Source organism: Nonomuraea sp. NEAU-A123 (assembly GCF_018603905.1).
In the GTDB taxonomy this organism is placed as follows: domain Bacteria; phylum Actinomycetota; class Actinomycetes; order Streptosporangiales; family Streptosporangiaceae; genus Nonomuraea.
Window position 1 is genome coordinate 701,311 of record NZ_JAHFZZ010000005.1, and the last position, 26,961, is coordinate 728,271.

General features: G+C 70.3%; 23 protein-coding genes. 19 read left to right on the top strand and 4 right to left on the bottom strand.

Going from position 1 to position 26,961, the window contains the following annotated elements; genetic code table 11:
* Nucleotides 1–48: 48 nt before the first annotated feature.
* The 15 genes from KLK06_RS18915 to KLK06_RS18985 all read left to right on the top strand — a co-directional run bounded on the left by KLK06_RS18915 (nt 49) and on the right by KLK06_RS18985 (nt 18,673).
* Nucleotides 49–3,552 (top strand): serine/threonine-protein kinase, encoded by a 3,504-nt coding sequence (locus KLK06_RS18915; RefSeq protein ID WP_214636782.1) that lies wholly within the window; start codon nt 49–51, stop codon nt 3,550–3,552.
* A gap of 2 nt (nt 3,553–3,554) precedes the next feature.
* On the top strand, nt 3,555–4,532 hold the full coding sequence (locus KLK06_RS18920; protein ID WP_214636783.1) for a hypothetical protein: 978 nt from the start codon (nt 3,555–3,557) through the stop codon (nt 4,530–4,532).
* A gap of 195 nt (nt 4,533–4,727) precedes the next feature.
* A complete protein-coding gene (locus KLK06_RS18925; protein ID WP_214636784.1) occupies nt 4,728–5,720 on the top strand; it encodes a substrate-binding domain-containing protein in 993 nt (330 codons plus the stop codon).
* 31 nt (nt 5,721–5,751) lie between these two features.
* The gene (locus KLK06_RS18930; RefSeq protein ID WP_214636785.1) at nt 5,752–6,816 is read left to right on the top strand and encodes a galactitol-1-phosphate 5-dehydrogenase; all 1,065 of its coding nucleotides are present in this window, start codon (nt 5,752–5,754) and stop codon (nt 6,814–6,816) included.
* A 2-nt stretch (nt 6,817–6,818) separates the two neighbouring features.
* Nucleotides 6,819–8,330 carry a ribulokinase gene (locus KLK06_RS18935; RefSeq protein ID WP_214636786.1) on the top strand — a complete coding sequence of 504 codons (1,512 nt, stop codon included), beginning with the start codon at nt 6,819–6,821 and terminating at the stop codon, nt 8,328–8,330.
* Nucleotide 8,331: 1 nt separating this feature from the next.
* Nucleotides 8,332–9,288 carry a sugar-binding transcriptional regulator gene (locus KLK06_RS18940; protein ID WP_214636787.1) on the top strand — a complete coding sequence of 319 codons (957 nt, stop codon included), beginning with the start codon at nt 8,332–8,334 and terminating at the stop codon, nt 9,286–9,288.
* A complete protein-coding gene (locus KLK06_RS18945) occupies nt 9,285–10,781 on the top strand; it encodes a sugar ABC transporter ATP-binding protein (protein WP_214636788.1) in 1,497 nt (498 codons plus the stop codon). The genes KLK06_RS18940 and KLK06_RS18945 overlap by 4 nt, the downstream gene beginning before the upstream one ends.
* A complete protein-coding gene (locus tag KLK06_RS18950; RefSeq protein ID WP_214636789.1) occupies nt 10,778–11,788 on the top strand; it encodes an ABC transporter permease in 1,011 nt (336 codons plus the stop codon). The genes KLK06_RS18945 and KLK06_RS18950 overlap by 4 nt, the downstream gene beginning before the upstream one ends.
* The gene (gene deoC / locus KLK06_RS18955; protein WP_214636790.1) at nt 11,781–12,701 is read left to right on the top strand and encodes a deoxyribose-phosphate aldolase; all 921 of its coding nucleotides are present in this window, start codon (nt 11,781–11,783) and stop codon (nt 12,699–12,701) included. Before KLK06_RS18950 ends, deoC begins: the two co-directional genes overlap by 8 nt.
* Nucleotides 12,702–12,711: 10 nt before the next feature.
* Nucleotides 12,712–14,139: an aldehyde dehydrogenase family protein gene (locus tag KLK06_RS18960; protein ID WP_214636791.1), complete on the top strand. Its 1,428-nt coding sequence runs from the start codon at nt 12,712–12,714 to the stop codon at nt 14,137–14,139.
* Complete coding sequence (locus tag KLK06_RS18965; protein WP_250905570.1) at nt 14,132–15,007, top strand: aldehyde dehydrogenase; 876 nt, start codon at nt 14,132–14,134, stop codon at nt 15,005–15,007. The genes KLK06_RS18960 and KLK06_RS18965 overlap by 8 nt, the downstream gene beginning before the upstream one ends.
* A 136-nt stretch (nt 15,008–15,143) precedes the next feature.
* Nucleotides 15,144–15,935, top strand: a complete 792-nt coding sequence (locus tag KLK06_RS18970) for an ABC transporter permease (RefSeq protein WP_308168326.1) — start codon at nt 15,144–15,146, stop codon at nt 15,933–15,935.
* A 32-nt stretch (nt 15,936–15,967) separates the two neighbouring features.
* Nucleotides 15,968–17,011, top strand: a complete 1,044-nt coding sequence (locus tag KLK06_RS18975) for an ABC transporter substrate-binding protein (protein WP_214636792.1) — start codon at nt 15,968–15,970, stop codon at nt 17,009–17,011.
* On the top strand, nt 16,995–17,798 hold the full coding sequence (locus tag KLK06_RS18980; RefSeq protein ID WP_214636793.1) for an ABC transporter ATP-binding protein: 804 nt from the start codon (nt 16,995–16,997) through the stop codon (nt 17,796–17,798). Before KLK06_RS18975 ends, KLK06_RS18980 begins: the two co-directional genes overlap by 17 nt.
* 5 nt (nt 17,799–17,803) lie before the next feature.
* Nucleotides 17,804–18,673, top strand: a complete 870-nt coding sequence (locus KLK06_RS18985) for a TauD/TfdA family dioxygenase (RefSeq protein ID WP_214636794.1) — start codon at nt 17,804–17,806, stop codon at nt 18,671–18,673.
* Nucleotides 18,674–18,777: 104 nt separating this feature from the next.
* Here KLK06_RS18985 and KLK06_RS18990 read toward each other — a convergent pair whose 3' ends face one another.
* Nucleotides 18,778–19,425: a zinc-binding dehydrogenase gene (locus KLK06_RS18990; RefSeq protein ID WP_214636795.1), complete on the bottom strand. Its 648-nt coding sequence runs from the start codon at nt 19,423–19,425 to the stop codon at nt 18,778–18,780.
* Nucleotides 19,426–19,703: 278 nt separating this feature from the next.
* Nucleotides 19,704–20,402, bottom strand: coding sequence for an SDR family oxidoreductase (locus KLK06_RS18995; protein WP_214636796.1), 699 nt, complete (start codon nt 20,400–20,402; stop codon nt 19,704–19,706).
* Nucleotides 20,403–20,826: 424 nt separating this feature from the next.
* Here KLK06_RS18995 and KLK06_RS19000 point away from each other — a divergent pair, with 424 nt between their 5' ends.
* A complete protein-coding gene (locus KLK06_RS19000; RefSeq protein ID WP_214636797.1) occupies nt 20,827–21,249 on the top strand; it encodes a hypothetical protein in 423 nt (140 codons plus the stop codon).
* Between the two features lie 730 nt (nt 21,250–21,979).
* Here KLK06_RS19000 and KLK06_RS19005 read toward each other — a convergent pair.
* A complete protein-coding gene (locus KLK06_RS19005) occupies nt 21,980–22,531 on the bottom strand; it encodes a TetR/AcrR family transcriptional regulator (RefSeq protein WP_214636798.1) in 552 nt (183 codons plus the stop codon).
* 139 nt (nt 22,532–22,670) lie between these two features.
* Between KLK06_RS19005 and KLK06_RS19010 the strand changes: the two genes are divergently transcribed.
* Nucleotides 22,671–23,876 carry an MFS transporter gene (locus tag KLK06_RS19010; RefSeq protein ID WP_214636799.1) on the top strand — a complete coding sequence of 402 codons (1,206 nt, stop codon included), beginning with the start codon at nt 22,671–22,673 and terminating at the stop codon, nt 23,874–23,876.
* A 119-nt stretch (nt 23,877–23,995) separates the two neighbouring features.
* On the opposite strand, the gene KLK06_RS19015 is transcribed toward KLK06_RS19010, so the two are convergent.
* Nucleotides 23,996–25,024: an aldo/keto reductase gene (locus KLK06_RS19015; protein WP_214636800.1), complete on the bottom strand. Its 1,029-nt coding sequence runs from the start codon at nt 25,022–25,024 to the stop codon at nt 23,996–23,998.
* A gap of 97 nt (nt 25,025–25,121) precedes the next feature.
* Between KLK06_RS19015 and KLK06_RS19020 the strand changes: the two genes are divergently transcribed.
* A complete protein-coding gene (locus KLK06_RS19020) occupies nt 25,122–25,721 on the top strand; it encodes a TetR/AcrR family transcriptional regulator (RefSeq protein WP_214636801.1) in 600 nt (199 codons plus the stop codon).
* A gap of 281 nt (nt 25,722–26,002) precedes the next feature.
* Nucleotides 26,003–26,905, top strand: coding sequence for an MBL fold metallo-hydrolase (locus KLK06_RS19025; RefSeq protein ID WP_214636802.1), 903 nt, complete (start codon nt 26,003–26,005; stop codon nt 26,903–26,905).
* Nucleotides 26,906–26,961: the final 56 nt, after the last annotated feature.

Sequence of the window (26,961 nt, forward strand, 5' to 3'; positions counted from 1 at the left end):
TAGCGGGACCCCTTCTCGATCGGGGGATCCCGTTGCACCATCGTGAACATGCCCGCCCTCGTCCCCGGCGACCCGCGCCAGCTCGGTGAGTACTGGCTGGCGGGACGGCTGGGGGAGGGCGGGCAGGGTGTGGTCTACGAGGCGTACGACCCGGCCGGGCAGCGCGTGGCGATCAAGGTGCTGCACCCCGGTGCCGGGGCGGAGCTGCGTCTCCGGTTCGCCAAGGAGGCCGCGGCGACCCGGCAGGTGTCGGCGTTCTGCACGGCTCGGGTGCTGTCGGTCCGGCTCGACGACCCCCGGCCGTACATCGTCAGCGAGTACGTCGGCGGCCCCAGCCTGCGCCGGGCCGTCGAGACCGCCGGGCCGTACCGGCCGGACGACCTGCACCGGCTGGCCACCGGCATCGCCACCGCGCTGACCGCGATCCACGAGGCCGGGGTGATCCACCGCGACCTGAAGCCGGACAACGTCCTGATCGGCCCCGACGGGCCACGGGTGATCGACTTCGGGATCGCCAGGACGTCGGAGATGTCGCTCACCCCTACCGGGCAGAACGCCGGGACTCCGGCGTTCATGGCCCCCGAGAGCGTCATCGGCGAGCGCGCGGGCCCGGCCGTCGACATCTGGGCGTGGGGCGCCGTCGTCCTGTACGCGGCGACCGGCCGGGACCCGTTCGCCGGCGAGAACCTGGCGGGGCTGCTGCACCAGATCCTCGCCGCCGTCCCCGACGTGTCCGGGCTGGCCGAGCCGCTGCGCACCTTGGTGACGGCGGCCCTCGCGAAGGACCCGGCCGACCGTCCCAGCTCCCGCGCTCTGCTGCTGGCCCTGGTCGGCGGCCAGGACGTCACCCCGCACGATGGCGCCGGCACCCGGGCGCTGCTGACCGAGGGCAGCAGGGCGGCCGAGATGATCCGCCCGCCCGCCCGGCTCGCGCAGCCGCCCCTGGAGCTGGTGGCCGAGCAGATCTACCGGCGGCTGCGCGGCACCGACCAGGCGGTCGTGCCGCAGATCATGCTGCGCCTGGTGATGCCCGGCGAGGGCGCCGAGGACATGCTGCGCAAGGTGCCGGCCGACGAACTCGACGACGGCGTCGTCGACCCGCCCATGCTGAACCGGGTGCTGCTCGGGTTCACCCGGGCCGAGCTGGTGGTCCGCGACGACGACACGGTGGCGCTGGCCAACGCGGCTCTGCTGCGCGCCTGGCCGCGGATGCGCGGGTGGATCGACGCCGACCGGGCCGGGCTGCGGATCCACCGCAGGCTCGGCGAAGCCGCCCAGCGATGGGACGCGCACGGGCGCCGTCCCGGCGACCTCTACCAGGGCGGCTCCCTTGAGGCCGCGCTGAGCTGGGCCGCGACGGGCCGCCAGCACGTGACGCTGAACCTCGTCGAGAACGCCTTCCTGGAGGCGGGCCTGGCCTACAGCCGGGTCCGGGCCCGCCGCCGGCGGCAGGTCATGGCGGCGCTGGCCACCATGCTGGTCATCGCGCTGGCCGCCACGGGCGTGGCCGCCGGGCAGCGGGCGGCGGCGGTACGGGAACGGGACATCGCGGTGGCCCGCAAGACCGCGATGCTCGCCGAGACGCTGCAGACCTCCGACCCGGTCAGAGCCATGCTGCTGAGCGTTGCGGCCTGGCGGATCGCCCCGGTCCAGGAGGCGCGGGCCGTCCTGTACAGCGCTCTCGCGCAGCGCGAGCTGACCGTGCTGCCGCCGCCGGCCGCCGGGGCGGACGCGCGTTTCGACCTCAGCGCCGACGGCCGCGTGCTGGCCGTCGCCGACGCGGGCCGGGTGACCCTGCGAGAGTCCGGCCGGCCGGTCCGTACGGTCGCCGGAGTGGGTACGGGCGTGCGCGCGATCGCCTTGAGCGGCGACCAGACGAAGGTCGTGGTCTGCGGCCCCGACGCGGTACGCGTGTGGGACGTGGCGACGGGCCGGCCCGGGCCGCGCATCGCCGGAACCGCGCTCGGCGCGACGCTCAGTCGTGACGGCCGGCTGCTGGGCCTGGCGACGACCGACGGCAGAGGCGAGGTCAGGGACGTCCGTACCGGAGAACGGGTCATGGGCACGCGGGACGAGCGGATCGACCGGATCACGATCTCCGACGACGATCGCTACGCCGCCGCCACCTTCACCGACGGCCGCTACGAGCTGTGGGAGCTGGATTCGCGACGTCGCGTCCGGGGCGCGGGCAGCGCGGTCGCCTTCGGGCCCGGAACGGCCGCGATCGCCACGGGCGGCGAGATCCGGCTGTGGGATCTGGCCGCCGGGCGGTTCCGTCCGGAGTCGCTCGTCGACGGCATCACGGCGGCCTGGCTGTCCTTCAGCGCCGACGGGCGGCTGCTCATCTCCTACGACCGCGCGGCCATCGCCATCTGGGACGTCGCGACGGGCGAACCGACACTGCACTACCCGCTGACCGACACCTCCGGCATGCCCTCGGCCCGGCTGGACGCCGGGCACACGCGGCTCAGCTACCTGCTGGGCAGGGGCGCGGTGGCGGTGCTGGACCTCACCATGGGCCTCCACGTGGCCGGTTCGGCCGGCGCGGCGGCGTTCGACCCCGCAGGACGGTTCGCCGCGCTGCAGACCGACCGTGGGCTGGTGCTGTGGGACGTCGCCGCCGGCCGGTCACTGGGCACGCTCGGCTCCCAGGATTCCGCCGCCACCACCACCAGCGCCGATGACGCCGACACCGGCGCCGACGACACCGATGGCGACGGCGCGTACGCCCTGGCGTTCAGCCCCGACGGGCGGACGCTGGCGGCCGGATCGGCTGGGACGACCACGGTCACCCTGTGGGATGTGGCGAGCCGGACCGAGACCGCGCGGCTGCCGATAGGCGGCCGGCAGTACATCGACGGCCTGGCCTTCAGCCCCGACGGACGGACCCTGGTCGTGGCGCCCGCCGGGGGCCGGGCCGAGCGGTGGGACGTACGCCGCGCTCAGCGCCTGCCTGACCTGCCCCGGGACGGGTTCGACGCGATGGCCTTCCGGCCCGACGGCAAGACCCTGGTGATCGGCGGCAGCGACGCCGCCCTCATCGACCTCGTCACCGGGAACGTCATCCGCGACAGGCCGTTCGGCGGCAGCGTCGACGGGGTCAGGTCGCTGGCCTACTCCCCGGACGGTTCGACGATCGCGGTCGGCTTCCGCCAGCTCGGCGTCGACCTGTGGGACGGGCTCGGCCGCCGTCAGCTGGGACGGCTGGCGCCCGGACGCGGCGAGTTCGACACGGTCATGGCGATCGCCTTCCACCCGGCCGGCGCCATCCTGGCCACCGGTGGCAGCAGCGGCCGGGTCCAGCTGTGGGACGTGGCGGCCCGCACGGCTCTGGGGGATTCGTTCAAGGCGCACGCCGGTGGGGTGCTGGCCCTGGGATTCTCCGGTGACGGCCGGCACCTGCTCAGCATCGGCGACGACGGCTCGATGCACGACATCCCTGTCGATCCCGCCGAGGCCGTGGCCCGGATCTGCGCCCGCGCGGGCGTCGGCCTGGCTCCGGCCGACTGGGAGAGGTTCATTCCCGAGATCTCCTTCAGAGAGGTGTGCTGACCATGGCGACCCCGAGAACGACTCCGTGGACGATCCTGTGGAAGCTGCTGCGCGATGACGGCCTCATCGAGTCGGTCGACATCACGCCGGTCCCCGTGGTCTCCGAAGCGCCGCTGACCATCGACGTCGCGACCGCCGGCGTACGCGACCTCCGAGGCTCCCTGAGCGGTCCCGGCGGGGAGCGGGCGAGGCTCGCGTTCGACCGCGTCGAGGCCGGCGAGTTCGGCGACCTGTGGCGGGCGGAGACCGTGGTGAAGGCGACGGGGACCTGGCGGGTGCTCCTCCGCGCCCGCGGCGACGCCGTGGAGGACACCTTCACGGTGGCGACCGAGTCCGGGGCGGGCGCGGAGACACGGATCGACGCGTTCGGCCTTTCGCCCGATCCGGTGCGCGAGGGCGACGAGCTGAGCTTCAGCGGTGTCCTGCGAGCGGACGACGCGGACGTCGGCGGCCTGCCCATCCTGCTGGAGTTCCGCGAGGACGAGGAGTTCGCATGGACCGAGATCACCCGCACGGATACCGGGGCGGACGGGGATTTCACCGCCGTCGTGATCGCGCGGAACTCCGGCTTCTGGCGGGCGGAGTTCCCCGGCACCGGGCCGAGAGGCACGGGGAGAGGGCTGTCCGCCGCCGCCCGGGAACTGCGCGGCTCACGCAGTGCCCAGCAGCACTCGACGGTGGAGAAGGCGGGCCTGTACCAGGTGTCCCACACGGTCAATGACCAGTCGGTCCCGAAGAACACGAACGTCCGTCACACCGGGAAGGTGCAGAAGCGCGACAACGTCAACGCTCCGTGGACCAAGCTCAACAACGAGCGGGTCGAGCTGCTCTTCAACGGATCCGGCACCAACCGCAAGGACACCACCAGCGGCATGGGCAGATACCAGATCGACGCCAAGGCGGCGAGCACCGGTACGTGGGGGGTGAAGATCTCCAGCTCCGCCAACCAGTTCGCGGAGATCAAGGTGACCGCCGGCTGATCGGGATCAACCACAGCCGCCCGGCGAGCCCATCCGCGCGCCCGGCGACAGGAACGCGCCGCAGGGGTCGCTCACCAGCAACGATGTCCAGGCGAGGCCACCGAATGCTCATATGAGCAAGTTTCGGCTCATGTGTTGCTGCGAGGTTAACGTTCGGTTTAGCGTGCGTTATCTCAGTCACATACGGAGGCCCAAATGCGTGGATTTCGGCTGTTCAGAATGCCGGCGCTCCTCCTCGCCCTCACCGCGCTGTCCGCCTGCTCGGTGTCGGCGACCCCCGGCGGGGCCACCGCCGGTTCCAGCCAGAAGGCGGAGGGGCCCATCACCATCGGCTTCAGCCAGGCGACCCAGCAGTCCCCCTTCTACGTCCAGCTACGCGAAGGCGCCGAGGCGGCCGCCAAGAAGGCGGGCGCCACGCTCTACTTCGCCGACGCGGGCGGGGACGTCACCAAGCAGAACAACGACATCCAGGACCTCGTCACCCGGCAGGTCGACATCCTGCTCATCAACCCGGTGGACCCGCAGGGCGTGCAACCCAGCCTCGCCGCGGCCAAGGCGGCCGGAGTCCCCGTGGTGACCGTGGACCGGCCGGTGCCCGAAGGGGCCGTCACGCACGTCGGGCGGGACAACAAGGCGATGGGCAAGCTGGTCGGCGAGCGGCTCAGCCAGAAGCTCGGTGCCGCGGGCGGCACCGTCATCGAGATCCGCGGCGATGCCGGCGGCGCCGTGGCGCGCGACCGCAGCGCGGGCTTCCACGAGGCCGTCGCGGCCAACCCCAAGATCAAGATCGTCGAGGGGCCCTACTCCGACTACATCCGCTCCAAGGCCGTCACCGCGATGCAGGACCTGCTCCAGGTCCACCCGGACGTGGCCGCCGTCTACGCGCACAACGACGACATGGCGCTTGGCGCGCTGAAGGTCCTCAAGGAGAACGGCAAGGACAAAGTCCTGGTCACCGGGGTGGACGGGCTCATGGAGGCGGTCAAGCAGATGGCCGGCGGCGATCAGTACGTGGCCACCGCGCTCAACGACCCCATCTCCCTGGGCGCGAAGGCGGTGGAGACGGTGCTCAAGGTCAAGAAGGGCGACAAGGTCGAGCCCTCCGTCGATGCGGGCACCGCGCTGATCGATCAGGAGAACGCCGCCAAGTACAGCGGGACCAGCGAGTTCGCCCAGGAACTCAAGTAGGCGAAACGCCGGACGCGAGGAAGAAAAAGATATGCCGGAAACCATGCAGGCCGCAGTGCTCCACGCTCCCGGTGACATCCGGGTCGAGCAGGTCCCCGTACCCGAGCCGGGACCTGACGAGGCGCTCGTCCGCGTCGCGGCATGCGGAGTGTGCGGATCGGACATTCCGCGCATGCTGCGTGCCGGGGCCTACCGTTTCCCGATCATCTGCGGTCACGAGTTCTCCGGGCACGTGGTGCGGCTGGGCGATCGGCTGGCGACCACGAAGCGGGTACGGGAGGGCGATCTCGTCACCGTTCCGCCGCTCATCCCCTGCCACGCCTGCGCCCCTTGCAGCCAGGGCCAGTTCAGCCTGTGCAAGGACTACGGGTACTTCGGCAGTCGCCGGGACGGCGCGTACGCGCAGTACGTCACCGTGCCGGCCGAGAACCTGATGGTGCTCCCGGCGACCCTGGACCCCAGGGCGGCGGCCATGCTCGACCCGGCGGCGATCGCGCTGCACGCCTTGTGGCGTACCAAGATGCGCGGCGGCCAGCGCGTGGCGGTGGTGGGCGCCGGTCCCATCGGGCTGTTCGCCGTGCAGTGGGCGCGGATCGCCGGGGCCGCCGAGGTACTCGTGATCGAGCTGAACGAGCAGAAGGCGGCCATGGCGATGGAGGCCGGGGCCACGCACACCGCGACCAGCGCCGAGGCCGCCGCCGAGGTGGTGGGGGAGGGGTACGACGTCGTCATCGAATCAGCGGGCGCGCCGGCCGCCATCGACCAGGCCGTGACTCTGGCCGCGCGGCACGGGGAGGCCGTGTTCATCGGCATCCCGCACGACCCCGTGGTGCTGCCGAAGTCCACCTTCAGTGCCTTCCTGCGACGCGAGGTCACCCTGCACGGCGCCTGGAACTCCTTCTCCGCGCCATTCCCCGGCGCGGAGTGGGACGTGGCGGCCAGGACACTCGCCTCCGGCGAGCTCGCCTGGAAGTTCATGATCACGCATGAGCTGGGACTGGACGCACTGCCCGAGACGATGGTCAGCCTCGGCGAACGGTCCATCGTCAGCTCCAAGGTCCTGTTCCTGCCGAACGACCTGCCGAACGAGGTATGACGTTGAGCGCTCTTCTCGCCCTCGACCTCGGCACCGAAGGCGCCCGCGCGGCCGTCTACAACGCCGACGGCACGCGGCTCGGAGCGGGCGAGGACTCCTACCCGACCAGTTTCCCCTGGCCGGGCTGGGCCGAGCAGGACCCGGACCACTGGTGGCGGGCGGGCGCCGCCGCCATGCGTGCGGCGCTCGCCCAGGCGGGGAATCCGGAGATCGCCGGGCTCGCGGTGGCGACCACCGCCTCGACGGTCGCCGTGCTGGACCGCCACGGGCGCCCGCTGCGCCCGGCGCTGCTGTGGATGGACAACCGGGCCAGCGCGGAGTCGGCGCTGACCGCGCAGATCGACCACCCGGTGCTGCGCTACTCCGGCGGCTGCGACGCGGTGGAGTGGCTGGTACCCAAGGCCATGTGGCTGGCCCGCCACGAGCCCGAGACGTACCGCGACGCCGCGCGCATCACCGAGGCCGTGGACTACATGGTATGGCGGCTCACCGGCCGGTGGACCGCGTCGCGGATGAACGCGGTCTGCAAGAGCAACTACGATCCGCGCGGGGCGGGGTTCCCGCACGACCTGTACGAGCTGCTCGGCATCGGCGACCTCGGCGGCAAGCTGCCCGCCGACGTCGTGCCGGTCGGTGATCCGGTGGGGCCGATCTGTGCCGGTGCCCGCGAGGAGCTGGGGATCACCGGCCCGGCCGTCGTCGCCTCCGGCGGGATCGACGCGCACCTGTCGCTGCTGGCCATCGGCGGCGCCCGCGAGGGCCGGGTGTCGATCGTGTGTGGCACGTCCAACGCGTTCGTCACCGAGATCGCCGAACCGGTCTTCCCGACCACCGTGTGGGGCCCGTACCCGGACGCGCTGAACACGGGGCACTGGCTGGTGGAGGGGGGCCAGGTGTGCGGCGGCTCGGTGCTGTCCTGGGCGGGCGAGCGGCTCATGGGCCGGCCGAGGCCGGAGATCGGCCGGCTCATCAAGGCCGCGGCGGAGCTGCCGCCGGTCGAGCACGGGCTCATCGTCCTGGACTACTTCATGGGCAACCGCACGCCGCTGCGCGATCCGCGGCTGCGCGGCGCGGTGCTCGGCCTGAGCCTGGCCACCACCCCGGAACAGGTCTACCGGGCGGCCGCGGAGGGGGTCGCCTACGGCACCCGCCAGGTCATCGACTCCTTCGTCGAGGGCGGGATCGGCGTGTCGGAGATCTTCATCTCAGGCGGCATCCAGCACAACCCGCTGTGGCTCCAGGCGACCGCCGACGTGCTCGGCCGGCCGATCAGCCTGGTCGCCGGGGACAACCTCACGCTGCGCGCCTGCTCGGTGATCGCCTCGGTCGGCGCCGGCCGGCACGCCTCGCTGGCCGAGGCGTCGGAGCAGTACGCGCCGCCGGTCCGCACGATCGAGCCGGTCGCGGCGCACCAGGAGGTGTACCGCCAGGGTTATGCCGACTACCGCGCGGCCACCGTCGCCACGACATCGATCTCGCACCGTTTGAGCGCGCCGGAACGGAGGACGGGCTGACATGAACTACGAGGACCAGCTGTACCAGGTCGCCATCCGCTACTACGAGAGCGGGGAGACCCAGGAGCAGATCGCCCAGCGCATGCATCTCACCCGCTGGAAGGTGGGCCGGATGCTGGCCGAGGCGCGCCAGGCCGGAATCGTCCGGATCGAGGTGCTGCACCCCCGATCCCGGGTGCACCTGCTGGAGCGCTCGCTCAAGGAGCGGTTCGGCCTGCGCGACGCGATCGTGGTGGCCGCCGGCTCGACCAACGATCCGGAGCAACTGCGCGACCGGGTGGCCGCTGCCGGGGCCGATCACCTGATAGCGCTACGCCCAGCGCCCCGGCTGATCGGCGTCTCCTGGGGACGTACGCTCGACCGGCTGGCCGGCGAGCTCACGCCCGGGTGGGCCAGGGGCGTCAACGTGGTGCAGATCAACGGCGCGCTCAGCCGGTCGCGGCGGCCGACCACCGCGCACAGCATGGCCAGTCTGATCGCGCACCACGGCGGCGGCACCGCGACGCTGCTGCCCGCCCCGGCGATCCTGGAGCAGGAGCGCACCCGGGCCGTGCTGGAGAGCGACCGGGCCGTCTCCGACGTGCTCGACCTCGCCACCCGCGCCGACGTGTTCCTGTTCAGCCCCGGTGGCATGAGCAGCGATTCGGTGCTGGTGGACTCCGGCCAGATCGACGCCGACGACATCGCCAGGCTCGCGCGGGCCGGTGCCGTCGGCGACGTTCTCGGCCGCTTCATCGACGCCGAGGGGCGGATCGTCGATCCCGGCCTGGACGGGCGCACGCTCGGCCTCTCCCTGGACGTTCTGCGCGCGGCGCCCACGTCGATCGCCCTGGTCAGCGGCGAGGCGAAGCACGCGGTGTGCAGAGCCGCCGTGCTCAGTCGCGTGTGCAACGTGCTGATCACCGACGACCAGAGCGCGACGTACCTGCTGGACACGGCCACGATGGAGGCGGTATGACGGGCACCGCCGAGCGCCTGCGGATGAGCGGGATCGTCAAGCGCTTCCCGGGCACCGTCGCCCTGGACGGCGTGGAGCTGACCGTGCGCCCCGGCGAGGTGCACTGCCTGCTGGGCGAGAACGGCGCGGGCAAGAGCACGCTCATGAAGATCCTCGCCGGCTCCTACCGGCCGGACGAGGGCACGATCCTGCTGGACGGGGAGCCCTTCAGTCCCGTCACCCCGCACGCGGGGCTGGCCGCCGGCATCGCCGTGATCTACCAGGAACTTGACCTGCTGCCCGACCTCACCGTGGCGCAGAACCTGCTGCTGGGCAGGTCGCCGCGGTACGGCCCGTTCGTGCGCCGGTCCCGGCGGGCGGGCCTGGCTCGCGAGGCGCTGGACCGGGTGGGCGCGCGCTTCCCGGTGACCACCCCCGTCAGGGAGCTGCCCATCGCGGCCCAGCAGCTCACGGCCATCGCCAAGGCGCTCACCGCCGACGCGCGGGTGATCGTCATGGACGAACCCTCCGCCACGCTCGGCGAGAGCGAGCTGCTCGCCGTCTTCGACGTCATCCGGTCGCTCACCGCCGAGGGACGTTCGGTGATCTTCATCTCGCACCGGATGGACGAGGTGATGGAGATCGGCGACCGCGCCACGGTACTGCGTGACGGCCGTACGGTCGGCGTCTACGACCTGACCTCGACTGGCCCCGGCGAGCTGGTCGCCGCGATGATCGGCGAGGCCAAAGAGCTGGTGCGCCCCAGCGGCCATCGGGCGCCGGAGGGCGAGCCGCTGCTGCGCGTCGACCGGGTCCACCTGCCCGGGCTGCTCGACGTGCGCGACCTGGAGGTGCGGCGGGGCGAGATCGTCGGCCTCGCCGGACTGGGCGGCGCCGGACGTACGACACTGCTGCGCGCGCTCTTCGGCGACCTGAAGGCGCACGTCACCGCGCGGCTGGACGGCCGTCCCCTGCGGGTGGGCAGTCCCGCCGCCGCGGTGCGCGCGGGGCTCGCGCTCGTACCGGAGAGCCGCAAGGAGCACGGCCTGATGCTCGGTCTCTCCGTGGGCCGCAACGCGGCGATCGCGGCGCTCGGCCGGCCCCCGTGGCTGCTGCCCGGCCGAGCCGGGCGGCGTCTCACCCAGCCCGCGCTGGCCGACCTGGGCGTCAAGTGCGCCGGACCCGACCAGCTCGTGGGGCAACTGTCGGGCGGCAACCAGCAGAAGATCGTGCTGGCCAAGTGGATCACCCGGGGCGGGATCCGGCTGCTGCTGCTCGACGAGCCCACGCGCGGCCTCGACGTCGGCGCCAAGGCCGACCTCTACCGGCAGGTACGCCACCTCGCCGACCAGGGAGTGGCGGTCCTGCTCGCGAGCAGCGAGCTCAATGAGCTGACCGCCAACACCGACCAGATCCAGGTCCTGTACGAGGGCCGCAACGTCGCGCGGTTCGACCCGAGGGACAGCTTGGAGAGCGTCATCGCGCACACCGTCATCACAGGAGCGATGCCATGACCACCTCGACCGGATCGGCCATGACCGTGGCCGGCAAGGACTCGGGCGGCGCCAGGTCGCGCCGCCGCATGGACCTGATCGTCAAGTCCAACCTGCTGCTGGTCTTCCTGGCGCTGTGCGTCGTCGCGACGCTGCTGGCCCCGCAGTTCCTCACCGGGCGCAACATCGCCAACCTCCTGCAGCAGTCCGCGCTCACCGGCATCGTCGCCATCGGCATGACGATGGTGGTGCTGACCGCGGGGATCGACCTGTCGGTCGGCAGCGTGGCCGCCTTCGGCGGGATGACGGTCGCCCTGCTCATGGGGTCGGGCGTGCCCGTCGTGGCGGCGATCCTGCTCAGCATCGCGGCGGGCGCGTTGTTCGGCGGGTTCATGGGCGGGTTGTCCGCCTATCTGTCGCTGCCCTCGTTCATGACCACACTGGCCGGGCTCACGGCCATCCGCGGACTCACCTACCTGCTCACCGACGGCAAACCGGCGGATGTCGGCGGCGCCCCGGAGGCATTTCAGCTCCTGGGCGGCGGGTTCGTCGGCTACGTGCCGATCATCGGGATCGTGTTCGTCGTGATCACGATCCTCGCCGCCCTGGTGCTGCGCGGCACGACCTTCGGCGAGTACGTCTACGCCGTCGGCAGCAACAAGGAGGCCGCGCGACTGTCCGGCCTGCCGGTCCGCGCCGTGATCACCGCCGTGTTCGCGGTGTCCGGCGCGCTGGCCGCGCTGGCGGGGGTCCTGCTCACCTCCCGGCTGACCGTCGGCCAGCCCACCGCCTTCAGCGGGCTCGAACTGGACGCGATCGCGGCCGTGGTGCTCGGCGGCACCAACCTGTTCGGTGGCCGGGGCGGGGTGTTCGGCACGTTCGTGGCGGTACTGCTGCTGTCGGTGCTGCGCAACCTGTGCAACCTGCTCGGCCTGGGCTCCTTCTTCCAGATGGTGGTGACCGGCCTGATCCTGCTGGTCGCCCTCATCCTCAACATGCTCATCGAAAGGCGGGGCGCTCGTGCCTGACACCACTCCGGGCTCGTTGCGGACGCTGCTCCGCGAACTGCCCGGCGTCGACGAGGTCGGCGTGCACCGGCGGACCGCAGACCTGGCGACCCGCTCGGTCAAGACCACGGCCAAACGCGCGGCGATCGACCTGGCCATCCGGATGGTCGACCTGACCACGCTCGAAGGAGCCGACACGCCGGGCAAGGTGAGCGCGCTGGCGGGCAAGGCCATGCGTCCCGACCCGGCCGACCCCACCGCGCCCTCCGTCGCCGCGCTCTGCGTCTACCCGGACATGGTCCCGGTGGCCGCCCGGGCGTTGGCCGGCAGCGGGGTGGAGCTGGCCTCGGTCGCCACGGGCTTCCCGGCCGGCCGTACGTCTCTGGAGGTGAAACTCGCCGACACGGGTGCGGCCGTGGCCGCGGGCGCCACCGAGATCGACATGGTCATCGACCGGGGCGCGTTCCTCTCCGGCGACTACCGCAAGGTCTTCGACGAGATCACGGCGGTGAAGGAGACCTGCGGCCAGGCGCGCCTGAAGGTCATCCTGGAGACCGGCGAGCTGGCCACCTACGACAACGTACGGCGAGCGTCCTGGCTCTCCCTGCACGCCGGCGCGGACTTCATCAAGACCTCCACCGGCAAGACGGCGCCTGCCGCCACGCTGCCGGTCACCCTGGTCATGCTGGAAGCGGTCAGGGACTACCACCTCGCCACCGGGCGGCGGGCCGGCGTGAAACCGGCGGGCGGCATCCGCACCACCAAGGACGCGATGCGTTACCTGGTGATGGTCAAGGAGGTGGCCGGGGACGGCTGGCTGGATCCGGCCTGGTTCCGGCTCGGCGCCTCGACGCTGCTGAACGACCTGCTCATGCAGCGCGCCAAGCTGACCACCGGACACTACGCCGGGCCCGACTACTACACGATCGACTGAGGGGTCTCCGATGTTCGAGTACGCGCCCGCGCCGGAGTCACGATCGATCGTGTCGATCCGGCCGTCGTACGACCTGTTCATCGACGGTGAGTTCGTCGAGGCCAAGAGCGACGAGCGGATCGTCACGATCAACCCGGCCGACGAGGAGCCGCTGGCCGAGGTGGCCGCAGCGGGGGAGGCCGACGTGGACCGCGCCTTCACCGCCGCGCGGCGGGCCTTCGAACGGGTGTGGTCGCCGCTGCCGGGCGCCGAGCGCGGCAAGTACCTGTTCAGGATCGCGCGCATCATCCAGGAGCGCGCCCGCGAGCTGGCCGTGCTGGAGTCACTGGACAACGGCAAGCCGATCAAGGAGACCAGGGACGTGGACGTGCCCCTGGCCGCGGCGCACTTCATCTACCACGCGGGCTGGGCCGACAAGCTGGCGCACGCCGGGTTCGGTCCCTCCCCGCGCCCGGTGGGCGTGGCCGCGCAGGTCATCCCCTGGAACTTCCCGCTCTTGATGCTCGCCTGGAAGATCGCCCCCGCGCTGGCCACCGGCAACACGGTGGTGCTCAAGCCCGCGGAGACCACCCCGCTGACCGCCCTGGCGTTCGCCGAGATCTGTCAGGAGGCCGAGCTGCCCCCCGGCGTGGTGAACATCCTCACCGGCGCGGGCGGCACCGGCCGGGCCGTGGTGGCGCACCCGGACGCGGACAAGGTGGCCTTCACCGGCTCGACCGAGGTGGGCAGGGAGATCGCCCGCGCCGTGGCCGGCACGGGCCGGCGGCTCACGCTGGAGCTGGGCGGCAAGGGCGCGAACATCGTCTACGACGACGCCGCGATGGACCAGGCCGTGGAGGGGATCGTCTCGGGCATCTTCTTCAACCAGGGCCACGTGTGCTGCGCGGGATCACGGCTGCTCGTGCAGGAGTCGATCGCGGAAGAGCTCCTGGCGAAGCTGCGTACCAGGATCAGCCGGCTGCGGCTGGGCGATCCGCTGGACAAGAACACCGACATCGGGGCGATCAACTCGGCCGCCCAACTCGACCGGATCCGCGAGCTGGCCGCCGCCGGGGAGGCGGAGGGCGCGAGCGGCTGGTCGCCCGCGTGCCCGATCCCGGAGCGCGGCTACTGGTTCCCGCCCACGGTGTTCACCGGCGTCACGCAGGCGCACCGGATCGCTCGCGAGGAGATCTTCGGCCCGGTGCTGTCGGTGCTCACCTTCCGTACCCCGGAGGAGGCCGTGGCCAAGGCGAACAACACCCCGTACGGGCTGTCCGCCGGGGTGTGGACGGAGAAGGGCTCCCGCATGCTGTGGACCGCGAGCCGGCTGCGCGCCGGCGTCGTCTGGTCCAACACCTTCAACATGTTCGATCCCGCCAGCCCGTTCGGCGGTTACAAGGAGTCCGGGTACGGCCGCGAGGGCGGACGGCACGGGCTGGAGGCATACCTTGACTGACAAGACCGATCCCCTGCGCGTCGCGGTGCGCAGGACGTACAAGCTCTATCTCGGCGGCGCGTTCCCGCGCTCGGAGTCAGGCAGGTCCTATCCCGTGACATCAGCCAAGGGACTCCATCTCGCCAACGCGGCCCTGGCCTCCCGCAAGGACGTGCGCGACGCCGTCGTGGCCGCGCGCAAGGCGTTTCCCGGCTGGTCCGGCCGGACCGCCTACAACCGGGGCCAGATCCTCTACCGGATCGCCGAGATGATGGAGGGGCGGCGGGCCCAGTTCGCCGAGGAGAGCGCCGCGGCCGAAGGCGTGAGCAGAGCCAGGGCCGAGGCGCTGGTGTCGGCCGCCATCGACCGCTGGGTCTACTACGCGGGCTGGGCCGACAAGATCGGTCAAGTGCTGGGCGGGGCCAATCAGGTGTCCGGCCCCTTCTTCAACCACTCCGAACCAGAGCCGACCGGAGTGGTGGGCATCCTCGCCCCCGCCGACTCGCCGCTGCTCGGCCTGGTCTCGGTACTCGCCCCGGTCATCACGGCGGGCAACACGGCGGTGCTGGTGGCTAGCGAACACCACCCGCTGTCCGCCGTCACGCTCGCCGAGGCCCTGGCCACCTCGGACCTGCCGCCGGGAGTGGTGAACATCCTGACCGGGCGCCTGAGCGAGCTGGCCCCGCCACTGGCCGGACACGCCGATGTCAACGCCCTCGATCTGACCGGCGCGGGCGATCACGCCCCCGCCCTGGAGGAAGCCGCGGCGACCACCCTCAAACGGGTCCTGCGGCCGGGCCCTGACGACTGGACCGACGCCGACCCGGGCGTCTCCCGGATCAGGCGTTTCCTGGAGATCAAAACGGTCTGGCACCCGGTGGGCAGCTGACCCTGGGGCGACCGATGACCAGGTCGCAGAAGTCCTCGACGGCCCGCTGAGCGCCATGCTCGGTGGGCCGTCCCTTGTCTAAACCCCTCTAAACTGGTAGGAAATACATGTGTACCGAAAATCCCCGGACCAACCGGTGTCGCGCCGACGGGCGGTCCCGCGGTTCGCGGTGCGTACGCTCGCCGTCCTCGTGCTGCTCGGCCTGTGGCAGGCGGTCGCCATGGCGCTCGACAACCCGTCCTTCATCCCCGCCCCCAAAGCGGTAGCGGACCGGCTCCTGCTGCTGTCCACGACGCACGACGGCATCCGCGGCTACAGCGGCAGCCTCCTCATCGAGCACCTGGGGGTGAGCCTGCGCCGCATCCTCATCGGCTCCGTGATCGGCGTGGTGGGCGGGCTCGTCCTGGGGGTCGTCCTCGGCACGGTGCCCTGGATCCGCATCGTGGCGGAACCGGTGGTCACCTTCGTGCGGGCTCTGCCGCCGCTGGCGTACTTCAGCCTGCTCATCATCTGGTTCGGCATCGACGAGACGCCCAAGCTGTGGCTGCTGGCCATCGCGGCGCTGCCGCCGGTCGCGGTGGCCACCGCCGCCGCCGTACACGGCGCGCCGACGGACCTGGTCGAAGCGGCCAAGGCGCTAGGTGCCTCGCGCCGGCAGGTCATCCAGGACGTGGTGTTGCCCAACGCGCTGCCGGAGATCTTCACCGGCGTCCGGCTGGCCGTCGGCATCGCGTACTCGTCCGTGGTCGCCGCGGAGACCGTCAACGGAGTGCCGGGCATCGGCGGCATGGTCAGGGACGCCCAGCGTTACCTGCAGACCGACGTCGTGGTCGTGGGGTTGCTCGCCATCGGCATCTCGGGCCTGCTCATCGACGGCATCCTGCGGGTCGCCGAAAAGCGGCTCATCCCCTGGAGGGGTCGTTCTTGACCATCATCCACCGTCCCGTAAGGAAGCGCGCCATGTCACGACCGCGTCTCACGCTCCTGCTCTCCCTCGTTCTGATCGCGGCTCTGGCCGGATGCGGCAACGGGACCGCGTCGGCGGGAGGCGGTGGCGGGGCGAAGGCCAAGAGCATCCGCATCGCCTATCAGGCGTTCCCCAGCGGCGACCTCGTCGTGAAGAACAAGAAATGGCTGGAGCAGGGACTGCCCGGCTACACCATCCAATGGACCAAGTTCGACTCCGGTGCCAGCATCAACACCGCCTTCGTCGCGAAGAGCGTCGACATCGCCGCCATCGGTTCGAGCCCGGTCGCGCGCGGGCTGTCGGCTCCGCTGAACATCCCGTACCAGGTGGCGTTCGTGCTGGATGTGGCGGGTGACAACGAGGCCCTCGTCGCCAGGAACGGCAGTGGCGTCTCGTCGGTGAAGGACCTGCGCGGCAAGAAGGTCGCGACCCCCTTCGCCTCCACCGCCCACTACAGCCTGCTGTCCGCGCTGAGCCAGGCCGGCGTGGCCGAGTCGGAGGTGAACCTCATCGACCTCGAACCGCAGGACATCCTGGCGTCCTGGACCCGCGGTGACATCGACGCCGCCTACACCTGGCTGCCGAGCCTGAAGGAGCTGAAGAAGACCGGCAAGACCCTGATCAGCAGCCGCGAACTGGCCACGGCGGGCAAGCCCACGCTGGATCTCGGCGTGGTCTCCACCGCGTTCGTCGAGGCGCACCCGGACGCGGTCGACGCCTGGCGCAAGGTCGAGGCCAAGGCCCTCCAGCTGATCGCCGACGACCCCGACGCGGCGGCCCAGTCCGTGGGCGCCGAGCTGAACCTGGCACAAGACGACGCCAAAGACCAGCTCAGCCAGGGAGTCTTCCTCAAGCCCGCCGACCTGGCTTCCGCCGAATGGCTGGGCACGCCGGGCAAGGTCGGCGGTCTGGCGCAGAACCTGGTCGGCGCCGCGCAGTTCCTCAAGGACCAGCAGAAGATCGACGCCGTCCCCGATCTGGCCACCGTGCAACGGGCCATCTACAACAAGGGTCTTCCCGATGTCCTCGCCTCCTGACCTCGACCGCGCGACCGCCGTACACGCGCACGAGGTCGAGCACGTGTACGGCGGGGGCCGCGACGCCGTGACCGCCCTGGGGCCCCTCTCGCTCGAGGTCCCGCAGGGCTCGTTCCTCGTGATCGTCGGCGCCTCGGGCTGCGGCAAGAGCACACTGCTGCGGCTGATCGCCGGTTTCGAGCAGCCCACCTCCGGCACCGTACGGACCGGCGGCGACCAGCCCGTGCCCGGCAAGGGCGCCGGCATCGTCTTCCAGCAACCTCGGCTGTTCCCCTGGAAGAGCGTGGGCGGCAACATCGAGCTGGCTCTGCGGTACGCGGGCGTGCCCCGCGAGGAGCGCGCCCGCCAGATACCGGAACTCCTGCGGCGAGTGGGTCTGCACGACGTCGCGCACCGCCGGATCTGGCAGATCTCCGGGGGCCAGCAGCAACGCGTCGCCATCGCCAGGGCACTGGCCGGCGACAACCCGCTCCTGCTGCTCGACGAGCCGTTCGCCGCGCTGGACGCGCTCACCCGCGAGCGGCTTCAGGAGGACCTGCGCCGGGTGAGCGCGGAGACCGGCCGCACCTCGGTGTTCGTCACGCACAGCGTCGAGGAGGCCGTGTTCCTGGGCAGCCGCGTCGTGGTGCTCACCAGGAGACCGGGCCGGATCGCGCTCGACCTCGACATCCCGCTGCCCCGTACCGGTCTGGAGCCCGACGAGCTCCGCGCCCTGCCCGAATACGCCGCTCTGCGCGCCACGGTCAGCCAGGCCGTGCGCACCGCCGCCGCCCTCAGAGGAAAGTGATTCACATGTCCACCCGAACCGCTGCCCAGCTCACCCTGAACCCGCTCGGACCGCACTTCGGCGCCCAGGTCGAAGGGCTCGACCTGGCCGACGCCCACGACGACGACCTGGTCGCCGTACGAGCCGCGCTCACCGAGAAGAAGGTGCTCTTCTTCCGCGGCCAGCACCTCGACGACGACGGCCAGGTGGCACTCGGCCGGCGCCTTGGTGAGCTGACGGCCTCCCACCCGGTCGTCGGCGGCGTGGACGAGGCGCATCCGGAGATCTACGCGCTCGACAGCGCCGACAACGGCTTCGCCGACGTCTGGCACACCGACGTCACCTTCATGCCCCGCCCGCCGCTCGGCTCGATCCTGCGCGCCGTCATCCTGCCCCCGACCGGCGGCGACACGAGCTGGGCCGACAGCCAGCTCGCCTACGACTCCCTGTCCAGTCCGGTACGCGAGCTGGCCGACCAGCTCACCGCCGTGCACGACGGCAACCGGGAGTTCGGCTATTACCTGGCCCAGCGCCGCGGCGGCAAGGGCAGTGTCTGGGACGGCGACGTCGTCACCCGGCTGGACCCGGTGGAGCACCCCGTCGTCCGCGTGCACCCGGAGACCGGCCGCAAGGGCATCTTCGTCAACCCGGGCTTCACCTCGCACATCGTCGGCGTCTCCGAGGCGGAGAGCCGCGGCATCCTGGACCTCCTCTACGCCCACCTCACCAAGCCCGAGCACATCATTCGCCATCGCTGGAGCCTCGGCGACATCGCCATGTGGGACAACCGCAGCACCGCTCACTACGCCAACCGCGACTACGGCACCGCCCACCGCGTCATGCACCGCATCACCCTACGCGGAGACCTCCCCGTCGGCCCCACCACCTCTCACTGACCCCCCACCTGCCTCACCTGGAGCCCCCGTAGGACACCTGTGGGGGCCCGGACGCTGGCATGCGGCCACCCGCCTGCCGCTTCGGTGCTGCGCCGTAACGACGCCTACCCGCGGTCAGGGTTGAAGTTCAGGAGGACCTTGCCGTTCTTCCGCAGGTAGGCGAGGGCCTCAGCGAAGTCCTTGGCCTTGTAGATGGGGGCGGAGGGCAACGTGAGCTTTCCCTCGGCGACCAGCCGCGCGGACTCCGCGCCCAGGGCCGGATGACGGGGCAGGTACTCGTCCTGGTACATCCAGAACTCCGTTGTGGTGATGTTCTTCGCCTTCAGCACGTTCCGGTCGGGAGTGAAGGGCTCTCCGCTCATGTAGCCGTAGATCACCAGCAGGGCGCCTTCGGTCAGCACGTCCAGCAGTAGCGAGGTGGCCTTTCCGCTGACGCCGTCCAGCCCCAGCAGCACCGGAGAGTTGCCGATGATCGCGCGCACGCGCGCCGCCACGTCTGGGGAGCCGATCAGCACGATGTCGGCGCCCAGTTCCTCAAGGTCGGTGACGAGCTCCTCCCGGCGGACGATGTTGATCGTGCGAAGCCCGCGCTCCTTGGCGAAGGCGATAACGGACCGGCCCACCCCACTGTTCGCCGCGTTCTGCACCACCCAAGAGCCGGCCGGAAGGTCACGCGACTCCACCAGAAGACCTCCGGTGACGGGATTGATGCTGAGCATCGCCGCCTGGTCAAGGCTGATGGACTTGTCCACGACGGTCAGCTTCGCGGCCTCCGACAGGACCTGGCCGGACCAGGCGTAGGTGCCGAAAGGAAGCAGGACCGTGTCGCCGGGGCCGATGTGGGCGACGTCCGGTCCGACGGCCAGGACCGTACCGGCCCCTTCAGGCTCTGCTCAGGCTCCCCGAATTGGGTGAGGTGAATTGCGAGCATAGAACTCGCCTCCTTGCAGTGAGCGCCGACGAAGAACGGCGTGAGTGTTCGTGGTCATCACTCTGCCCTCACCGTTGCTCCGCTCCCTCGCCATCTCGTTCACGCGGTCGGGTAGAGGAGTTCGAGGGGGCCGGACAGTGCGGCGCGCACCCGTCGGGCCGTCTCGTCGACGAGTACCTCCTGCTCATCGCGGCTGATCGCGTCCATGGTCTGTGCCGCCACTTCCGCAGCCTCCACCTTCGGAGCGTCGACCGCCGCGGCGGCATCAGTGTCCACATAGCCCACATGCACACCGACGACCAGCGTCCCCTGCTCACGCAGTCCCACGCGCAGCGCGTTGGTGAGCGACCATTGGGCAGCCTTCGACGCCGCGTAACTGGGGAACCGGCTGTTCGCCCGCCAAGAGGCCACCGACAGCATGTTCACCAGGACTCCGCCACCGTTGGCGGCGAGGACGGGCGCGAAAGCCCGCGAGACCGCCCAGGTGCCCAGATAGTTCACCTCCAGCTCCTGCCGCGCGCCCTCCATAGAGCCCTCCAGCAGGCCCGGCCCGGCCAGGATGCCGGCGTTGTTGATCACGATGGTCGCGTCGGACGCCGCCATCGCCGCGGCCGCGATCTGGTCCGGGGCGGTGACGTCCAGGCGCAGTGGTTCCAGTCCGGGCTCTTGGAAATCCTCGGGCCGGCGAACGCCCGCATACACCTTGGCGGCGCCCCGTGCCAGCAGAGCGCGCGTGAACGCCCGGCCGATTCCCCGGTTCGCGCCGGTCACCAACGCGACTGACCCTTCGATTTCCATCGGACACCCCGTTCCACGGTTTCCCTGTACGGGCGTGCGCAGCCCCAACCCAAGCGCCGCCTCCCCTCTCAGTCTGACGCCCGCGGTGCGGCACCTCATCACGTGGGGGCCGTAGTGGTGCTCAGCACATGACTACGTAATGGCTGGTGATCGGCGGTCGGTGATCGTTGATCGGGGTGAGATCGGCCCCTGGCGGCTCGGCTTCCGTCCGCGCGAGGCCGTGAAGCTGACAGCGCCGAACACGCGGCCGGGCCTCAACGACAGCTTGCCCGCTGTGCTCGCGGCCCAGGCCCCCTACGTGTCAATTCGACAGGACTACGTACGTCGCGTGATGTCGGTTGCCGTCCACGGCGGCCATGATCGCAGCACCGCCCGCCTGCGGAGCCAAGACCGGCACGCACTCACCAGAGCGAGGATCTTTCTCATGCCCATGATCGACGTGTACGTCGCCCGGGGAGTCATCAAGGACCGCAAGGGGCTGGCGCAGGAACTCGCTCAGGCTGTCATGCGCTGGGAAAAGGTGCCCGTCATTCCGTTCTTCACCGACAATACGGCCGCATTCGTCCACGAGCTGGACGCGGATTCCTTTTCCACCGCTGGCGGCGGCACCGATCACGTCCGCGTCACCGTGACCACCAACGCCGATGCCCTCAACCGGGAGCAGCAACTCGGCCTGGTCAAGGAGATCTCCGAGCTGGTGGCCAAGGCATCCGGCGATCCCTCGCTGACCGAACGCACCTGGGTCACCTTGACCGAGGCGGTCCCCGGAGGGTGGGGCATCGGCGGTCACGCCTACACCAACGACGAAATCGTCAGGCACGTACGCGCACTCCTGGGCAAGGACTGAGACTCCACTTGGCAGCTACCTCGCTCCCGACGGAATCCGAGTGCGCTCGGTGAGCCGGTGAGGACATCACCCACGTCGGTTGCTGTCTCCCCAGCCTCCAACATCACCGGCCAGGACATCGTCGCCGACGGCGGGCTGGTCATGACTACGGCCCGCTGAATGAGCCGTACATGAGTCCGTTGTTGTGCGGGTGTCTGCGGGGACCGGCAGGCTAGGCGGCCACATGCAGACCGTCCCGCGCATCCCAGTCGGCCGCGGGATTGCTGGCCTCACTTGGTCGCGGGGCAGGGTGTGGGGTCATGACCATGTGCCCTGTGCGCGGGTCGGCTCCATCGGGGGTCCCTGCCGCTCAAGGCCAGTGCGCGGTCGAGCAGAGGCGCATGGGCCTCCTGCGGCACCTCGTCACCGAGAAGGCCCAAGCCGCGGGAGGTCCGCCGAGGCTCGCCTCCCCCTCCCACGCCGCCGGGTCAGCCCAGGCCCTTGCTGTCGGCTCTGCTTTGTCGGCCAGCAGGAGGGCCCAATCGGACTCCGGCCGTCCGGCGAGGAAGGGCACTGGGACGGCGGTCAGCAGGCTGGTGTGGGCACTTACGAGCGCGAAGCGTCATGCGCTGGGCAATCGGTGTACCGGGCCGTAGATCGGCACGACAGCCGTCCTGCCCGGACGGGTACGACCTGATCGCGGCGAAGGCGGTGACCGGTACCCCCGTCGTAGGGAGGTGGGGCGATCGGGTCAGGCGGAGCGGTGGCAGAGTTCGTCGACGTACGTGCGCGCATCCACCTCGGGCAGCGTCCAGGGCAGGAAGATGGCCCTATAGATGATGGGGGCCACTACCCGGTCGATGACCTCATCGCCGGTGAAGGTGCTACCGGGCCGGGCGGCGAAGCCGGCTGCTTCTGCCTGCCGGTCGCGCAGGCAGTCCGACTCGCTCTCACCGGCGGCGGCGGCCCCGCCTCGCAGGAGGGCGGCGTTCACCGGGATGCTGTAGTGGCTGATCAGCTCCTGTGTCCATGCGGTGAGGTCGGCACGCAGGTCCCCGGTGTCGGGAAGGCCACGATCCGGGTCGAGCCGGTAGGTCGCCAGATCGTTGATCATGGTCCGCGCGTCGCCCCACCGTCGGTAGATGCTCGAGTGATTCACTCTCGCACGCTCCGCGACCATGGGGATGGTGACGCCTTCGCTGCCCCGTTCGGCGATCAGCTCCTCGACGGCCTTCCTGATGGACGTCAGCACCACGGCGCTGCGGCCGCCGGTACGCCGCCGCGGGCGGGATTCTGCAACCATGCATCCACTATAACGCACAGAACTTGGCATTAAGCCTTCCTCGAGTTTATAGTGGCAGCGCTAACGCACAAACTTTGGGCTTTAGGGGGCCTCTGAGGTGTCCATCACCCGATCAAGACATGACCGCAGCCCTGGGCTCGTGGCTTCTGAGTCCAGCCGGTCCCGCAGGCTGCTTCCTTCTCGCGCGGCGTTCGCCGGGTCGGCGGCAGTCTTCGCAGCGCTCTATCTGGCCGCAGGCGCGCCCACGCCGCTGCTGGTCGTCTTCGAGCAGCAGTGGCACTTCCCCGCCTGGGTGCTGACGGTTGCCTTCGCCTCCTATGCGCTCGGCCTGCTGGCGGCTCTGCTGGTCGCCGGGTCGCTGTCCGACTACATCGGACGCCGGCCTGTCCTGGTCGGGTCGCTTCTGGTGGAGCTCGGGGCGATGCTCATGTTCGTCTTCGCTCCGGACATCGGCTGGGTCATCGCAGCCCGCACCATCCAGGGCATCGCCACCGGTGTGGCCACGAGCGCCTTCTCGGCCTCGGTCGTGGAACATGCCCCGGAACGCCACAAGAAACTGGGCACCATCATCACCAGCGTCGCTCCGGCGGGCGGGCTGGGCCTGGGAGCCCTGCTGACCGGCGCTGCGGTCCAGTTCAGCAGCCACGCGACTCTGATCGTGTTCACGGCCCTCGCGGTGATCATGGCCGTCGGTACGGGTGTCGCCGCGTTCTCGGCGGAGACCGTTTCCGCGCGGCCCGGGGCGGCACGCGCCCTGATTCCGCGCGTCTCGGTCCCCCCGGCCGTACGTCGGGAGTTCCTGGCGGGAATTCCCGTTCACCTGGCCGCGTGGATGCTGGCCGGGCTCTTCATGGGGCTCGTGCCCACCATCATCCGGGACCTGCTGGGCCTGCACAGTGGACTCCTGAACGGTGCCACGGCGTTCGTCGAGCCCGCGGCGGCCGCCGTGGCCGGCCTGTTCCTCGGTCGTCTGACGGTACGCCGCACCATCTTCGTGGGCACAGCGGGTGTGCTGCTGGGAACCGCGGTGATCGAGGCCGGTGTCGCCGCTGGAACGCTCTCCCTGCTGTGGGTGGGAGGCATCATCGGCGGCGTGGGCTTCGGCGCCTCCTTCTCCGGCGCTGTCCGGAGCATCGCCCCGCTCGTACAGCCCCACCAGAGGGCAGGACTCTTCGCCTCCATCTACCTGGTCGCCTACCTGAGCTTCGGAGTGCCGTCGATCATCGCGGGACTCCTGATCGCTCCGGCCGGTCTGCTGGGGACCGTCCTCGGCTACGGTGTCGCCATCCTCGTCGTAGCAGCCCTTGGGCTGTTCGCGCAGTACCGCGTCACCACACGCCGCTGACCCGGAAGGCGGGTAGGCCGGCCGCCCGGAAGTTCGCCACGTGGTCGAACTGCCCCCTCTCATACCCGCGTCCGGCATGCGGGTGCAGACAGCAGCTACGAATCCCGTCGTCGTCTTTGTCAGGCGGCGGTGCGCTCGTCGACCGGCCGTCGGCGCAGCGTGGCGCGCTCGAGCGCGGGTGGGGCGTAGGTCATGTCGAGCCGGCCGACGTCGGTGCCGGGCGCGACGATCGTGTCGATATCGTCGAGGATCTTGTCGTCGAGGGTGAGGTCAGCGCCGGCGAGTAGGTCGTCGAGTTGTGCCATGGTGCGCGGCCCGATGATGGCCGAGGTGACGCCGGGGTGGGCGATCGCGAACGCCATCGCGAGGTGGGTCAGCTTCATTCCGGCTTGTTCGGCGAGCGGGATGAGTTGCTCGACGACCTCGAGGCGGCGTTCGTCGCTGTAGTGCTTGAAGCCGTACTTGGCGCGGTGGGTGTCGGCCTGCTGACCCTTGCGGAAGCGTCCGGTGAGCATGCCCTGGGCCAGCGGGCTCCAGACGAGCGTTCCCATTCCGTAGCGTTCGGTGACGGGCAGGATCTCGCGCTCGATGCCGCGGTTGAGGATCGAGTAGGTCGGCTGCTCGGTACGGAACCTCTCGAGGCCGCGGCGCTCGGCGGCCCACTGCGCTTCGACGATGTCGGAGGCGGGGAAGCACGACGATCCGATCGCGCGGACCTTACCGCTGCGCACGAGGTCGGTCAGCGCGGACAGCGTCTCTTCGACGTCGGTCGTCGGGTCGGGGCGGTGGACCTGGTAGAGGTCGATGTGGTCGGTCTGCAGGCGGCGCAGCGAGTGCTCGACCTCGGCGATGATCCAGCGCCGCGAGTTGCCGCGCCGGTTCGGGACGTCGCCCATCGGTCCCCACACCTTCGTGGCGAGTACGACGTCGTCACGGCGGCCCTTGAGCGCCTTGCCGACGATCTCCTCGGACTCGCCGCGGGAGTACATGTCGGCCGTGTCGATGAAGTTGATGCCGGCGTCCAGGGCCTTGTGGATGATGCGGATGGAGTCTTCGTGATCCGGGTTGCCGATGGCTCCGAACATCATCGCGCCCAGGCAGTAAGGGCTGACCTGAATGCCGGTGCGGCCCAGCGTGCGGTAGTGCATGGCTCTCCTCTGGCGGCGTATCATGAGATAACCGGAACGGCTTATCACTTAGCCACTATACGGAACGCCTTCTCACTTATGCAACTGGAGGTCTTCAGTGGGCGCGGCCACACCTGACCGGACACGTCGCGTACGCGCCGACGCTCAGCGCAACATCGACGCGCTGCTCGACGCGGCCCGGGAGGTCTTCGCCACGGCGGGCGTGGACGCCCCGGTACGCGAGATCGCCGCCAAGGCCGGAGTCGGACTCGCCACCTTCTACCGCCATTTCCCGGAACGCTCCGACCTGATCGGTGCCGTCTTCCGGCACGAAGTCGATGCCTGCGCCAACACCGCGGCCGCCCTGGCCGCAGAGCACGAGCCGCTCGAGGCCCTCACCCGCTGGCTGCGGCGGTACACCGCATTCATCGGGACCAAACGCGGACTCGCCGCGGCCCTGCACTCCGGCAACCCCGCCTACGAACCGCTGCCCGCCTACTTCCAGCAGCGCTTCGAGCCCGCCCTCGGATCGCTGCTCGCCGCCGCGGCCGCCGCTGGTGAGATCCGCGGCGACGTCGAGCCCATGGAACTCCTGCGCGCGGTGGCCGACCTGTGCTGGCCGGCCGCTACGGACCTCGCCCATACCGAGCGCATGGTCGCCCTGCTCATTGACGGACTGCGCTACGGAGCCAAGCCAAAGCTTCAGTCGGGACAGTAGAAACGTCAGCTCGACAGTGCCGGGGGCGTCGCGCACCGGCCGATGCGCGCACGGTTCCCGACTGCACGCAACGATCGTGGGGCCCCGGCCTGTCTCTCACGCGTTCGGGTGAGAGACCGAGAGCAGCTCCTCGGATCGGTAAAGGACATCACCCTCCTGGCTACCGAAGCTGCCGGAGATGCGACCCTGAAGGGACGCGCACCTGGGTTTGCCTCGGCAAGTAGCCGTCATTTCCGCGCAGTCTGCCCGTCCGCGGGCCGGGTTCGCAAAGGAGCTGACCAATGACTGAATTCGCGCCTGTACCCGACTTCGCTCGAGGACCGGAAATCCCGGAGTCCGGTTATCTTGTCACTGAGCTGGGCGGTGGTGCCTATGGCGTCACCAGCGGGTTGGACAACACCATGTTCCTGGTGACCAAGAAGGGCGTTGTCGTCGTGGACGCCCCTCTGGACCTGGGCGAAAAGCTGCTGGTGGGCATCGAGGAGGTCACCCCGAAGCCCATCACCCACCTCATCTACAGTCACGCGCACGCCGACCACATAGGCTCGGCTCACTTTCTGGCACGGGACGGCCTGAAAATCGTTTCCCACGAACTCACCGCCCAGTTCATCAAGGAGGCAAAGGACGACAGGCGGCCCCTGCCCAACGAAACCTTCAAGGGGAAGAAAAGCGAGCTGAATGTCGATGGAGAGCGGATCATCCTCGAATACACAGGAGACTGGCACCAGGCGGGCAATCTGTTCATCCACCTCCCGGAACAGAAGATCCTGACGGCCATCGACAGCTTCACGGTCAAGAACGCGCCGTTCTTCCGCCTTCTCTTCTCCGCCCACGTGCCCGCGTACTTCGACGCCATGGACCAAATGCTGGACTACGACTTCGAGACTGTTGTGTCCGGCCACATGTCCCTCTTCGGCACCCCCGAAGATGTGCAGACGAATCGCGAGTACATCCGCGACCTGCGAGCCGCCGCGGCCGAGGCGCTGCGCACGGTGGACCTGGGGGAGGCCGCTGCCGGCGTGCCGGACGACAACAGGCAGGCGCGGCTCAAGGTCTGGATGGACGCGGTGGTCGCTCGCGCCACAGAGCTGATGCCGGCGTCGTGGGACAAGCGCCTCGGAGGGCACGACATCTTCCTCGCTGACAACCTCAACGCCGTCGCATGGAGCGTTTTCATCGACTAGTCAGGGCGGTCAGCTGAAGAACGGGTCGTCCACAACGTGGACCCAGCCGCCGTCCG